The 13,298-nt window shown below is 71.1% G+C and carries 12 protein-coding genes and 1 riboswitch; of the genes, 10 read left to right on the forward strand and 2 right to left on the reverse strand.

All coding sequences use genetic code 11. The annotated features are described in order from the left end of the window. The first annotated feature begins 27 nt into the window (after nucleotides 1-27). The 9 genes from AQJ54_RS19350 to AQJ54_RS19385 all read left to right on the forward strand — a co-directional run bounded on the left by AQJ54_RS19350 (nucleotide 28) and on the right by AQJ54_RS19385 (nucleotide 9,185). Entirely contained in the window at nucleotides 28-951 is a 924-nt protein-coding gene (locus tag AQJ54_RS19350; protein WP_062238950.1) for a TIGR03564 family F420-dependent LLM class oxidoreductase, read from the forward strand. Nucleotides 952-1,008: 57 nt separating this feature from the next. Then, nucleotides 1,009-1,833 (forward strand): DUF1684 domain-containing protein, encoded by an 825-nt coding sequence (locus AQJ54_RS19355; protein WP_062238952.1) that lies wholly within the window; start codon nucleotides 1,009-1,011, stop codon nucleotides 1,831-1,833. A gap of 91 nt (nucleotides 1,834-1,924) precedes the next feature. Continuing rightward, the gene (locus AQJ54_RS19360; protein ID WP_062019466.1) at nucleotides 1,925-2,314 is read left to right on the forward strand and encodes a VOC family protein; all 390 of its coding nucleotides are present in this window, start codon (nucleotides 1,925-1,927) and stop codon (nucleotides 2,312-2,314) included. Nucleotides 2,315-2,381: 67 nt separating this feature from the next. Continuing rightward, nucleotides 2,382-2,494, forward strand: a riboswitch (SAM riboswitch). 79 nt (nucleotides 2,495-2,573) lie between these two features. Continuing rightward, a complete protein-coding gene (locus AQJ54_RS47600) occupies nucleotides 2,574-2,648 on the forward strand; it encodes a putative leader peptide (protein WP_342781970.1) in 75 nt (24 codons plus the stop codon). A gap of 284 nt (nucleotides 2,649-2,932) precedes the next feature. Next, nucleotides 2,933-4,552, forward strand: coding sequence for an ABC transporter substrate-binding protein (locus tag AQJ54_RS19365; RefSeq protein ID WP_062238954.1), 1,620 nt, complete (start codon nucleotides 2,933-2,935; stop codon nucleotides 4,550-4,552). Nucleotides 4,553-4,555: 3 nt separating this feature from the next. Next, nucleotides 4,556-5,515, forward strand: a complete 960-nt coding sequence (locus AQJ54_RS19370) for an ABC transporter permease (protein WP_062238956.1) — start codon at nucleotides 4,556-4,558, stop codon at nucleotides 5,513-5,515. Continuing rightward, nucleotides 5,512-6,462, forward strand: coding sequence for an ABC transporter permease (locus tag AQJ54_RS19375; RefSeq protein WP_248845385.1), 951 nt, complete (start codon nucleotides 5,512-5,514; stop codon nucleotides 6,460-6,462). The genes AQJ54_RS19370 and AQJ54_RS19375 overlap by 4 nt, the downstream gene beginning before the upstream one ends. A gap of 8 nt (nucleotides 6,463-6,470) precedes the next feature. Continuing rightward, the gene (locus tag AQJ54_RS19380) at nucleotides 6,471-8,141 is read left to right on the forward strand and encodes a dipeptide ABC transporter ATP-binding protein (protein ID WP_062240385.1); all 1,671 of its coding nucleotides are present in this window, start codon (nucleotides 6,471-6,473) and stop codon (nucleotides 8,139-8,141) included. A gap of 9 nt (nucleotides 8,142-8,150) precedes the next feature. After that, nucleotides 8,151-9,185 (forward strand): LLM class flavin-dependent oxidoreductase, encoded by a 1,035-nt coding sequence (locus AQJ54_RS19385; protein WP_062238960.1) that lies wholly within the window; start codon nucleotides 8,151-8,153, stop codon nucleotides 9,183-9,185. Nucleotides 9,186-9,345: 160 nt separating this feature from the next. Here AQJ54_RS19385 and AQJ54_RS19390 read toward each other — a convergent pair whose 3' ends face one another. Beyond that, nucleotides 9,346-10,701 carry a beta-1,3-glucanase family protein gene (locus AQJ54_RS19390; protein ID WP_062238962.1) on the reverse strand — a complete coding sequence of 452 codons (1,356 nt, stop codon included), beginning with the start codon at nucleotides 10,699-10,701 and terminating at the stop codon, nucleotides 9,346-9,348. A 665-nt stretch (nucleotides 10,702-11,366) separates the two neighbouring features. Continuing rightward, nucleotides 11,367-11,933, reverse strand: a complete 567-nt coding sequence (locus AQJ54_RS19395) for a TetR-like C-terminal domain-containing protein (RefSeq protein ID WP_062019480.1) — start codon at nucleotides 11,931-11,933, stop codon at nucleotides 11,367-11,369. Nucleotides 11,934-12,009: 76 nt separating this feature from the next. Here AQJ54_RS19395 and AQJ54_RS19400 point away from each other — a divergent pair, with 76 nt between their 5' ends. Next, nucleotides 12,010-13,296 carry an MFS transporter gene (locus AQJ54_RS19400; protein ID WP_062238964.1) on the forward strand — a complete coding sequence of 429 codons (1,287 nt, stop codon included), beginning with the start codon at nucleotides 12,010-12,012 and terminating at the stop codon, nucleotides 13,294-13,296. Nucleotides 13,297-13,298 lie beyond the last annotated feature (2 nt).

The raw sequence follows: 13,298 nt of genomic DNA on the forward strand, positions 1-13,298 counted from the left end.
GTTCGCCGAGCGCCCGTTCTTGCTGACATGACTGTGGGAGTAGCTCTCAACGCGTCCGACGCACCCAACCAGGTCGACGCCACCGTGCAGTTGGCCCAGGAGGCCGCCGCGGCGGGTCTGCGGTCGGCCTGGTTCGGGCAGACCTTCGGCGCGGACTCACCCCAGCTCGCGGCGATCGTCGGGCGCGAGGTTCCCGGACTCCAGGTCGGCACCTCCGCGATCCCCGTCTTCGGCAGGCACCCGCTGCTCGTCGCCGGTCAGGCGCAGACCGCCCAGGCCGCGACCCACGGGCGCTACCACCTCGGTCTGGCCCTGGGCACGAAGCTGCTGACGGAGACCGGCTTCGGCCTGCCCTTCGAGCGCCCCATCGCCCGCCTGCGTGAATTCCTCACCGCACTGCGGCAGTTGACCGAGACAGGGACGGCCGACTTCCAGGGTGAGCTGCTCACCGCCCGCACCCCGGTTCCGGCGCGTGTACCGGGCGCCGAGGGCGGCGTCCCGGTGCTGGTCGCCGCGATGGGGCCGCAGGCGCTGCGGGTGAGCGGTGAGCTCGCGGACGGGATCCTGCCCTATCTGGCGGGACCGCGTGCCCTGGCGGAGCACATCGTTCCGGCCGTGACCGCCGCGGCCGAGGCCGCCGGACGGCCCGCGCCCCGGATCGTGGCCCTCGTGCCCGGCGTGGTCACGGACGACGCGGACGCGGTACGGGCGAAGGCCACCGAGACCCTCGCGTTCTACGAGCAGATCCCGTCCTACGCCCGTGTCATCGAGCTCTCCGGAGCCCGACGCGCCGCCGACCTGGCCGTGATCGGCGACGAGAAGGCGGTGGAGGCCGAGGTACGGCGCTACCGCGACGCCGGAGCCACCGAAGTGGTGTTCTCGCTCACCGAGATCGCCGGAGAAGCGGACCGCCGACGTACCTGGGCACTGCTCGGCCAACTGGCCGCCTGAACAGACCTGCCGGGCCATCGGCCCGGCCCACACCCTCCACCCTTTGAAGGAGAACGCATGACCATCGAGGCCACCGCAACGGATCGCCAGGCCTTCACCGAGAACTGGCAGGAGTGGTACCAAGCCCAGGAGGCCCGGCTCGCCGCCCCGCACGGGTTCCTCGCGATCACCGGCCTGCACTGGCTCGACGAGCAACCCCAGCGCTTCCCGGACGCGCCCGGCGCGTGGCGCACCGGGGCCGACGGTGTCGTCGTGGACCTCGACGAGGGCGAGGAACTGGTCGTCGACGGGACGCCGGTGCGCGGCGAGTACCGCTTCGGCGTCCTTCCCGAGCGCGGCGGCGTCGACGCGGTCTGGGGCGACGCGGTCATCGAGGTCGCCAAGCGCGGCGGCAGCGACATCGTGCGCCCCCGGCACCCGGACGCGCCGCTGCGCACGGCGTTCACCGGGACCCCGGCCTACGCGCCCGACCCCTCGTGGGCCGTCACCGGCCGCTACGTCCCCTTCGACGAGCCCCGTCCGACCACCGTGGGCGCCGCGGTCGAGGGCCTCGAGCACGTGTACGACGCTCCGGGCAGGGTCGAGTTCGAGCTCGGCGGACGTCAGCTGTCCCTGACTGCGTTCCCCGGCCATGGTGCGGGCCGGCTGCTGGTGCTGTTCACCGACGCCACCTCAGGGGTCACCACCTACGCCGCCAACCGGGCCCTGGCCCTGGAACCGCCTGCCGCGGACGGCACGGTCGTCCTGGACTTCAACCGCGCCGCGAACCTGCCCTGCGCCTACACGGACCTGGCAACTTGCCCGCTGCCCCCGGCCGAGAACCGGCTGCCGGTGGCGATCGAGGCCGGTCAGAAGATCCCCCGTGAGCGTGGCGGGTCCTGAGCGGGGCTTGCTCGGTATCGCGCGGCGACTGTGGCGGACCGTCCCTGTGGGGGCGGCAGTTCGGCGATCCGGCGCGGAGTAGCGTGTCAGGATGGCGGAGTTCGAGGCGTTCCAGGTGAACCTGTGGTGTGACGACGTGGAGCGCTGCGCCGCGTTCTTCCGTCGCCTCGGCATGCCCGAGCGTTTCCGCTTCCCGTCGCAGGGCGAGCCGCACCAGGTCGAGGTGGAGGTGGCCGGTGTGCGGATCGGGCTCAGCTCGGCCCGCGTGGGCGGCGAACTCTTCGGCATCGCCACGACACCGGGTGAGAACACCGAGGTCGTGTTGTGGTGCGACGACGTCGACGGCATGCACCGCAGGGCCCTCGAAGCAGGCGGCAAGCCCCTGAAGGGGCCAACCGACTCTCCGGACGGGCGGCTTCGGTTCGCCTGGCTGCACGATCCCGAGGGCCACCGGGTGAAGTTCGTGCAGGAACACGGCTGAGTTCAGGCGTGGCTCGTCACGGTTGCGGCATTGACCTACGACAAGTCCGCTCCGTACGATCACGAACGGCATTGAGTGTCAGCGTCAAGCCCTGGCTGGCTGACCGGCAACCCTCCGACGCGGTGGGGTGCTCCAGGTGAAAGCCCGGCGGAATCATCGATGATCCCGCAAGCGCGTGGCCCCTTGAGCGGGGCCGGGGACAGGAAGGACCGGCATGTCTCGTCACAGTGATGACTCCAGTGCCTCCTTCGCCGGGGCCATGGTGTTCTCCCGGCTCTCGCGCCGTCGGCACATCGATCTGAAGCGCTCGACCAGCTGTCTCTGTCGGGCCTGACGCGCGTTCCCAGCGCCGGCCGACGTCCGGCACCGGTCGTCGCCGTACCCCTCTCCACCTGATCCCGCTCCTCTGCCGGGTCTCGGTCCCCGCTGATCCTGCTGCTCCGCCGGGTCCCGGTCTCCGCTGATCCCGCTGCTCCGCCGGATCCCCGTTTCCCCCTGATCCCTGTCTGCACAGCGCTCCCCCGCCACCGGCACCGTGCCGGCCGGGGTCGCACGCCCGTGCGCGCCCGTGCCTTGCAGGCACCCCGTGCCTGGTGACATGAGTAGGAGAACCACCCCGTGACTGCATTTCCGGATTTCAGATCCCCTCGATGGGCGGCGCTGAGCGCCCTTCTCACCACCGGCGTGCTGCTGACCGCCTGCGGTTCGGGCGCCGGCGGCTCCGGCGACGACAGCGGCAAGCCGACGTCAGGCGGCACCCTGACCTTCGCGGTGGGTTCGGACGCCGGCTGCGTGGACCCGCAGCAGGTCGGCAGCAACGAGAGCATCTACTCGGTGCGCCAGATCGTGGACTCCCTGACCGACCAGGACCCCGAGACCGGCAAGATCGTGCCGTGGCTGGCCAAGAGCTGGGACATCAACTCCGACGCCACCCAGTTCACGTTCCATCTGCGCCCGGGTGTCACCTTCAGCGACGGCTCCAAGCTGACCTCACAGGTCGTCAAGGACAACTTCGACGCGGTGCCGCAGCTCGGCGCGCTCGGCACCCTCGCCCAGGGCTATCTGAGCAGCGTCAAGAGCACCGTCGCGGTGGACCCGCTCACCGTCAAGGTAACGTTCAAGGAGCCCAACGCGCAGTTCCTCCAGGCGACTTCGACCCACTCGCTGGGCATCGAGTCGTCGGCGAGCGTGCAGAAGACGCCGCAGCAGAAGTGCAGCGACGGCGTCGTCGGGACCGGGCCGTTCGTGCTGAAGCAGTACGTGCAGAACCAGTCGATCACCCTGGCCAAGCGCACCGGGTACGACTGGGGCTCCTCCCTGTGGACCAAGAAGGGTGAGGCCTACCTGGACAAGCTGGTGTTCAAGGTGGTGCCCGAGCCGGGGGTGCGGGCCGGCAGTCTCCAGTCCGGGCAGGTGGACGCGATCAGCAGCGTAGGCAAGGCCAACGAGGCGGCCCTCAAGGGCGGTCAGGTCACTCTCCTGCGCCGGGCCAACCCGGGTGTGGTGTTCGGGCTGGGGATCAACAACTCCCGGCCCGTCCTGAAGGACGTGAAGGTGCGGCAGGCGATCCTCGCCGCCGTCGACCGCAAGCAGATCGCCGACACCGTGTTCCCGACCGGCACCCAGCCGGCGACCAGCGTCCTGGCGCACACCACGCCCGACTACACCGACCTTTCCGCGGACCTCGCCTTCGACGCGGCCAAGGCCAAGTCCCTGCTGGACGACGCCGGTTGGAAGGCCGGCAGTGACGGCATCCGCGCCAAGGGCGGCAAGAAGCTCAGCCTGGTCATCAGCTGGTTCCCCAACGCGGCCACCAACCAGCCCGCACTGGAACTCGTCCAGCAGCAACTGAAGGCCGTCGGGATCGACGTGACGCTCAAGCAGAACCAGGTCAGCCAGTTCGCCACCACGCTCCAGGGCGGCGACTTCGACCTGGTGTGGGGCAACGTGACCCGCGCCGACCCCGACATCCTGCGCAGCTCCTTCTCCAGCAAGCTGGCCAACTTCTACCGGCTGCCCGCCAGTTCCCTCGACACGGCGCTCTCCGGACAGGCCGCGACCACGGACACGGCCAAGCGCAAGCAGCTGGTGGACGAGGCGCAGAAGCTGATCGTGCAGAACGCCTACAACGTGCCGGTGGTGGAGCTCCAGACCCAGCTGGCCGTGACGAAGAGGGTGCACGGTCTCGCCTTCGACTCGGGCAGCCGCATCCAGCTGCACGACACCTGGATCGGCTGACGCATGCGCCGCTATGTGATCAAACGGCTGGCGCAGGCGGTCGGGGTGCTGTGGGCGGCGTACACCGTGTCCTTCCTGGTGCTGGACTTCCTGCCCGGTGACCCGGTCACCGCGATGGCCGGCGCCGGGATGGACTCGGGGGACGTCCACCCGGCCCGGCTGGCCGCGCTGCGGCACGAGTACGGCTTCGACAAGCCGATCCTGGTGCAGTACGCCGACTACCTCGGCCGGGCGGTGCGCGGCGACTTCGGCGACGCGGTCTCCACGGGCCGCCCGGTGACCTCCACCTTGGCCGACGCGCTGCCCCAGACCCTTCAACTGACGGGTGCCGCCCTGCTGTTAGCGGTGCTGCTCGGTGGGGGTCTCGCCGTGGTGGCGACGTACACCTCCCTGCGGTGGTTGCGGCAGCTCCTGCTGTCGCTGCCCCCGCTGGGGGTGTCGGTACCGACGTTCTGGGTGGGGCTGCTGCTCGTCGAGGCGTTCTCCTTCCGGCTGCACTGGTTCCCGGCGTTCGGCAACGACGGTCTGCGAGATCTGGTGCTGCCCGCCCTGACGCTGGCGATCCCGACCGGCGCGCTGGTCGCCCAGGTGCTGGCCAAGAGCCTGCTCACCGCGCTGGACCAGGCGTACGTGGAGACCGCGCGCGCCAAGGGCGCCGGCCGGTGGCGAGTGCATGTGCGGCATGCGCTGCGCAACGCGTCCCTGCCCGCGCTGACGGTCGTCGGTCTGCTGGTGGGACAGCTGGTCGCCGGTTCGGTGGTCGTCGAGACGGTGTTCTCCCGCGACGGACTCGGCCGTGTGACGGCGGCCGCGGTCACGGTCCAGGACCTGCCGGTGGTCCAGGGGGTGGTGGTGTTCGGGGCGCTGATCTTCGTGGCGACGAACCTCGTCGTCGACCTGGTCTATCCGCTCCTGGACCCGCGGATCGTGGTGGCCTCGGGCGGAAGGGCGAGCTTCGCATGAGCCGGATGCAGAGCCAGAGCCTTGTCGACGACGCCGACGACGTCGACGCCCCCGCCGAGGCCGCTCTCGGCCTCGGCCGACCGCTCAGCACGACAGCCGACGGCACCGGGACCGGAGCCCGGGCGGGGCGCCGGGTCCAGGTGCGGCAGGTGCTGCGGTTCCTGCTGCGCCGGCCCGGTCTGCTGCTGTCCGCCCTCACGGTCGTCCTGGTGGTGCTGGCCTCGTTCTGGCCGGACCTTTTCACCTCGCAGGATCCACTCAAGGGGGTGCCGTCGCAGAACTTCCGCGGCCCGAGCGGTGCGCACTGGTTCGGCACGGACGAGCTGGGGCGCGATGTGTTCTCCCGCGTGGTGCACGGCGCCCAGCTGTCCCTCAAGGCGACGATCATCGCGGTCCTGGTCTCGTTCGTGGTCGGTGGACTGCTCGGTGTGGTCGCCGGGTTCGTGGGCCGCTGGGTGGACGACGTCCTGATGCGCTTCGTGGACGTGCTGCTGTCCATCCCGGCGCTGTTCCTGTCGCTGGCCCTGGTCACCGCGCTCGGCTACGGGACGGTGAAGGTGGCGGTCGCGGTCGGCATCGCCAGCGTCGCCTCGTTCGCCCGGGTGGCACGCGCGGAGGTGCTGCGGGTGCGGCAGGCGGTGTTCGTCGAGGCGTCCCGCTCGTGCGGGACCCGCTGGTACGCGGTGCTGGGCCGGCATGTGCTGCCCAACGCCGCGGGCCCCGTGATCGTCCTGGCCACGCTGGACTTTGGCGCCTCCATCCTGGCCGTGTCCGCGCTGAGCTTCCTCGGCTACGGCGCGCCGCCACCCGCCCCGGAATGGGGGACGTTGATCTCCGACGGCCGCAACTACCTCGCCAACGCATGGTGGTTGACCGCACTGCCCGGACTGGCGATCGCCGCGACCGTCCTGGCCACCAACCGCATCGCCCGCGCCCTGGACGGCTAATGGCAGCGATGACCGACGAACACGAGAACGGTGAGGACGTGACCACACCACTGCTGGAGATACGCGGCCTGTCCGTGTCGTACCGCACCCGCGGCGGCACGGTCCCGGCCGTCCGGGGCGTGGACCTCGACGTCCTGCCGGGACAAGTGACCGCCGTGGTGGGCGAGTCCGGCTCCGGCAAGAGCACGACCGCCCACGCGGTCACCCGCCTGCTGGCCGCCAACGGGCAGATCGACGCGGGCACGATCCGCTTCGGCCGCCACGACCTGGCCAGCCTGTCCGAGGCGGAGCTGCGCACCGTGCGGGGCGCACGGATCGGACTCGTCCCCCAGGACCCGACGGTCTCCCTCAACCCGGTCAAGCGGATCGGTGAACAGGTCGCCGAGGTGCTGCGCATCCACGGACTCGCGACCCGCCGCTCGGCCCCGGCCGAGGCGATCGCCGTCCTGGACCGGGCCGGGCTGCCCGACGCGGCCGTCCGGGCACGGCAGTACCCGCACGAACTCTCCGGCGGTATGCGCCAACGCGCCCTGATCGCCATCGCCATCGCGGCGAAGCCGGAGCTGATCATCGCCGACGAGCCCACCAGCGCGCTCGATGTCACCGTGCAGCGGGTCATCCTCGACCATCTCCAGCGCCTGACCGAGGAGTCGGGCACCGCGGTCCTGCTCGTCACCCACGACCTCGGGGTCGCCGCCGACCGGGCGCAGCGGCTGGTCGTGATGTCACAGGGCAAGGTCGTGGAGGCGGGCCCCACCCGTGACATCCTCGCCGACCCGCAGGACGAGTACACCCGCCACTTGCTCGCCAGCGCCCCCAGCCTGACCACCACCCGGTCCCGAACTCCTGCCGCACAGCCCGCGCCGGAGACGGCGCCCCTTGTCGAAGTGCGCAACCTCGTCAAGGAGTTCAGGCTGCCCCGCGCCGGGGACGGCCCCCGCACCCTACGCGCCGTCGACGACGTCAGCTTCACCCTGCACCGCGGCCACACCCTCGCCCTGGTCGGCGAGTCGGGCTCGGGCAAGTCCACCACCGCCCGCCTGCTGCTCCGTCTCACCGACACGAGCGCCGGACAGATCCTGTTCGACGGCACCGACGTCACCGCCGCACGCGGCGCCCGGGTCAGAGAGCTGCGCCGCCGCGCCCAGCTCGTCTACCAGAACCCGTACGCCTCACTCGATCCCCGCTTCTCCATCGGCGAGGTGATCACCGAGCCGCTGCGGGCCTTCAAGGTCGGTGACCGCGCCTCCCGGCTCACCCGCGCACGCGACCTGCTCGACCGGGTGGCGCTCCCGGCCGCCACGCTGGAGCGCCGTCCGGCTGAACTGTCCGGAGGACAGCGTCAGCGGGTGGCGATCGCCCGCGCGCTCGCCCTCTCCCCCGACCTGGTGGTGTGCGACGAGCCGGTCTCCGCGCTGGACGTGTCCGTGCAGGCCCAAGTCCTCGACCTGCTGGCCGAGTTGCAGGCCGACACGGGCGTGGCGTACCTCTTCATCTCGCACGATCTGGCCGTCGTACGGCAGATCGCGCACGAGGTCGCCGTCATGCGGGCCGGGCGGATCGTCGAGACGGGCCCGCCGGAGGAGCTGTTCACCCGCCCACGCCACGCGTACACCCGCGAGTTGCTCGCGGCGATACCCGGCCAACGCGTGTCCTCCCCCGCGTCCACCACGAGCTGAGGTCCCCGCATGCCCACTCCCACCATCACGTCACTGGCTCTTCTCACCCCGGGCAACTTCGCCGACGACGATCCGTACACGGGCCTGGAGGAGACGCTCCAACTCTTCGAGTACGGAGAGCGGTTGGGCTTCGACGGTGCCTGGATCCGGCAACGCCACCTGGAACACGGGGTCGGCTCGGCGGCCGTGTTCCTCGCCGCGGCCGGCCAGCGCACCGAGCGGATCGAGCTGGGGACCGCGGTCATCCCGATCGGCTACGAGAACCCCTTCCGGCTCGCCGAGGACCTCGCCCTGGCCGACGTCCTGTCCCGGGGGCGCCTCCAGATCGGCTTCAGCACCGGGATGCCTCATGCCGAGCTGCTGGGCGACCTCGTGCACGACGGGGACTGGCGCGGCTTCGACCTGTCGTACGGCCGGATCGCCCGCGTCCTCGACCACCTGCGCGGCGACTACCTCGGCGGCCCGGACACGGTCATCCACTCCCCCGGAAACATCCAGCGCCCGCGTCTGCAACCGCACAACCCCGCACTTGCGCACCGTATTTGGTACGGCGGCGGCAGTCTGCGTTCGGTCCGCTGGGCCGGCGAGAACGGGCTGAGCCTGCTGTCCGGCAACATCGTCACGGGTGAGGGCACCGACGACTTCGCCACGGCCCAGCTGAACCTGCTGGCCGAGTACCGTCGCACGCTCCCCGCGGGCACCGTGTCCCGGGTCGCGCTGGGCCGGGTCATCGTGCCCTTCGACAGCGCCGACGCGGCCGGCCGGGCCCGCTACCGCGCCTACGCGGCGAGCCGCCACGAACGGACCCTGGCCCCTCAGGGTCCCAAACGCACGCTGTTCGCCTCGGACTTGGTCGGAACCGCCGAGCAGATCCTGGAGCAACTGGCCTCCGATCCCGTCCTCGCCCAGGTGTCGGAGCTGCGTCTGGAGCTGCCGTACGAGTTCCACCGCGAGGAGTACGAGCAGATCCTGCACGACGTACGCCACCTGATCGCACCGGAGTTGGGCTGGCGGCCCGCGTCCCGGGCGGCGGCGGTCCGATGACTCCGCTTCCGGAACCGGGCGTGCGACTGGAGGTGCACTGCCGCGTGCCGTTCGCGGAAGGGGGTGGTTCCCACCTCGTGCGTCCGGCCGGGCCGGCGGGGCCCGGCCGGACGCGTCGGTCATCGGAACGACGTGTCAGGCGCTCGCACCGACACGGCGGCTACCAGCCGACCGCGACCAGGAGCCACTGCGGGTTGGCATGGGAGACGAACGAGGACTGGCCGGCCACGTCGTCGTAGGGGAAGCCGTAGGCGAGGTGATTGATGGCGTTGTCGTGCCAGAACTTCGCGTAGTAGTTGGCCGGTGCCGCCTTGTAGAACTGGGCCGGGTCGGACTGCTGGGACGCCGGCAGCGTGGCCACGTGGCGGTTGAGGGCGGCGCACATGTCGGGGTTGCCCGCGAGGGAGGCGGCGCAACCGAAGATGTCGGAGGTGGCGGCGTTGACGCCGACGGACTGGGCGTAGGAGGTGAAGTAGGCGGCGTTGACTCCCCCGGCTCGGAAGCTGGGGTCGCTGCCGGGGGCGATGATGCGGTACGGGGCCTGGGTACGGGCCAGCACCTTGAACTCGTTCGGCACGGCGTCGGTGAAGCGCTGGAAGGTGGTGGCGCGGTCCTCGGCGAAGGTCTGCCGGTTCTCGCCGACCTCGACGTCGTAGCCGTCCTTGGTGTGCAGGCGCATCGCCAGCTTCAGGCCGAAGGCGTCGACGCGGGTGGTGTTGCCGTTGAAGACGTTGTTGCCGACCGTGAACTCGATGAAGTCGTAGTAGGGGCCGTTGGGTGAGCCGAGGTAGAAGTACATGCGGCCCGCGGAGTTGGCCGGCATGTCGAGGTAGGGCTGCTCGGCGATGGAGTGCGTCTGGCCGTTGAAGCTCCAGTACACCTGGCTGTCGGGGTACTTGCCGTTGGTCCGGTTGAGGATCTTGACCTCGACGGCGTTGCTCGCCGGGGGTATGTCGCCGGTGCTGCCCCAGAAGTCGTCCGGCGGTGTGGTGCCGCCGGGGCCGTAGACCTGGAACTCCCACAGGGAGTAGCCGTACGGAGTGCTCCGCGCGGTGCCGTAGAGGCGGACGTAGCGGCCGCTGCCGGAGACGGTGACGTTCTGGGTGCCGCCGGTGGCGGTGGTGGTGGAGTAGACGGTGGTCCAGGTGGTGGCGTCGGTGGAGGTCTGGATCTGGAAGGCCGTCGCGTAGGCGGCTTCCCAGACGAGGTTGACGCGGCTGAGCTGTTGGACGGACCCGAGGTCGACGCGTATCCACTGCGGGTCGGCGAAGGCGGAGGACCAGCGGGTGCCGGTGTTGCCGTCGACCGCGGCGCTCGCGGGGAAGGTGCCGTTCTCGGTCGAGGAGGCGGTGGCGGGCCTGCCCTGGGACAGCAGCTGGTCGGCGGCGTGAGCGGGTGACGGTGCCAGGGCCGTGAAGAAGGCGGCGATCAGGACGACGACCAGGCCCAGGGCCAAGCGGGTGCGCGGGACGTCGCTGGGTGGTCTGTGGAGGGGTGCGCTGACGGAACTCTGCATGCGGGTCTCCTGGCCGGTTCGGCGTGTGTGCGGGTGGAGCAACAGCAGACGTGAGAGCGCTCTCTCGGGTTGTAGTCCCATCCGTGTCAGTCGTCAACAACTGAAGCTGAAATCAGTCGAGTCGAGATGCCCGGGCGAGAAACTGCTGACGGCAGCACTGGTGTCTGGTTCGGAGTCCCCGGCGTCTTTGCCTTCCGATGGAATCAGCTGGTGCAGCTGGTCGGTCTTTACATTTTTTGACGCTTCCGGTCTGGACCAGAGTGTGGACGACTGCCTGGTCAGCGCACCCGTCCGCGCCATCCGGCGAGCGTGGTCGGCGCCGGCCGACGATCCCGCGCACACCGCCGCCCGACCGTCCGCCCGGTGTGAAGCCGGTAGCAGGTACGGCTCGCACGGCCGCGGGACGTCAGGCCCGTCGCGGCCTTCCAGGCGGGGCGGCTGCTCAGAGGCCCCTCGGTCGCAGCACCCGCCTCCGGATCCCGACTCGCCTCCCCCCGCTCAAGGCCCAGCCTGTTTCGACTCGCTGAGCTTCATCGGCCGAGCGCGGCTTGCCCCAAGGGCGAAACCGACCATCGCACAAGCGCCTACCGCGTGTTGAGCACTGGCCGGGCGGCGCGGCCTCTCATTGGCATCCGCCTCGCCGGCCCTCGCGCTTCAGGGGCGGCTCACGACGTCCGAAGCGTCGCCAGGTACGTGGACACCAGAGTGCGGGCCCAGTCGGCGGAGGCGGGCTCGGCGGTGAAGACGGCGCGGTAGTAGAGCGGGCCGAGAAGGAAGTCCGCCGCGCTCTCCACGTCGAGTGCCGCTCCCCCGCGTTCCTGTTCGCGCCGGATGATCGCGCCGAGCTGGCGGTGGCGGTCCTCGACGCAGGCGCAGCCGCCCGCCGGACCGGACCCGATGGTCGCCCGCATGAGGGCGAGCGTGTCCGGGTCGGCGACGTCGGTGGCCACGTCGGCGAGCCAGCGCTGGAGGTCGCCTTCGAGGGAGCCGGAGTCGGGGACGACCAGGTCGTCGGTGAAGCGGCTGGTGGCGACGTCGTTGAGGAGCTGGGCGGTGGACCCCCAGCGCCGGTACAGGGTGGTGGGGTGGACGCCGGCGCGTGCGGCCACCGCGGGCAGGGTCAGGGTCTCCGCCTCCTCCTCGGCGAGGAGTTCCGCGACGGCGCGGTGGACCGCCGCCCGCACCTTCGCGGAGCGGCCGCCGGGACGTACCTGGGTCGACGATTCAGCCATGGGGAAATTATCGCACTGATCGTTGCGTTAGTGGTAGCGTCCTAAACGCATCGATCACTGCATTTGGAGTCGCGTCGTGTCCGGTCCCGCCCCGTCCCAGCTCCAGCCCACCACCCCGCCGACCACCGACCGCCCGGCGCCACCGGAGGAGAGGCGACGACGGCTGAGCCGTCCCGTCGCCTTCGCCTCCCTCGCGGTCGTCTTCGTGCTGTTCATGGCCGCCTCCAGCGCGCCCTCCCCCCTCTACGTCGTCTACCAGCAGGAATGGCACTTCTCCGCCACCACCCTCACCACGGTGTTCGCCGTCTACGTGCTCGGCATGATCGGGGCGCTGCTCGTCCTGGGCGCTCTCTCCGACCACCTCGGCCGCCGCCCGGTCCTGCTGGCCGCGATCACCCTCGAAGCCGTCTCGATGGTCCTGTTCCTCACCGCGGGCAACGTCGGCCTGCTCCTGACGGCCCGCTTCATCCAGGGCATCGCCACCGGGGCCGCCATGACCACGATCGGCGCGGCCCTGTCCGACCTCAACCCCGCGCACGCCCCGCACCGGGCGGGTCTGGTCACCGGCACCGCGCCCACCTTCGGACTCGGACTGGGCTCGCTCGGATGCGGGCTCCTGATCGAGTACGGCCCGCACCCCACCCGCCTCGTCTACGTCCTGCTGCTCGTCGCCCTCGTCGTCGCGGGCGCCCTGCTGTCGGCCCTGCCCGAGACCTCGCTGCGCCGCCCCGGCGCCGCCCGCTCCCTTCAGCCCCGCCTGCGCATCGCCCCCCACCTGCGGGCCGACCTGCTGAGCCTGGTCCCGATCCTCATCGCGAGCTGGGCGCTCGGCGGGCTCTACCTCTCCCTGGGCCCGTCCGTCGCCGTCGGCCTGTTCGGCCTCTCCAGCCACGTCGTCGGCGGACTCGTGGTCACCCTGCTCACCGGCCCCGCCTTCCTCACCGCTCTCGCCCTGCGCGGCTGGCCCGTCGGACGGACCCTCGCCGTGAGCGCGACCCTGCTACTGGTCGGCACGGCCGTCGCCCTGACCGGTGTGGAGGAGCACTCCCTCGCCTCGGCCGCGGCCGGAACCGCGATCGCAGGCGTCGGCTTCGGCGGCTCCGCCCTCGCGAGCTTCGGCACCCTGGCCCGCATAGCCCGGCCCGCCGAACGCAGCGAGCTGCTGTCCGTCGCCTTCGTCATCTCCTACCTCGCCTTCAGCATCCCGGCCGTGATCGCCGGCATCGCCGCCACCCACGCCGGCCTGAAGGACACGTTCGTCACCTACGCGGCAACGGTCGCCGCCCTCTGCGCCCTCGCCCTGCTCGCCCAGCGCCTGCGCGCCACCCGAACCCCCGCCCCCGCGGGCGTTCCCCAGGCGTAGGG

The organism is Streptomyces griseorubiginosus, assembly GCF_001514195.1.
In the GTDB taxonomy this organism is placed as follows: Bacteria; Actinomycetota; Actinomycetes; order Streptomycetales; family Streptomycetaceae; genus Streptomyces; species Streptomyces griseorubiginosus.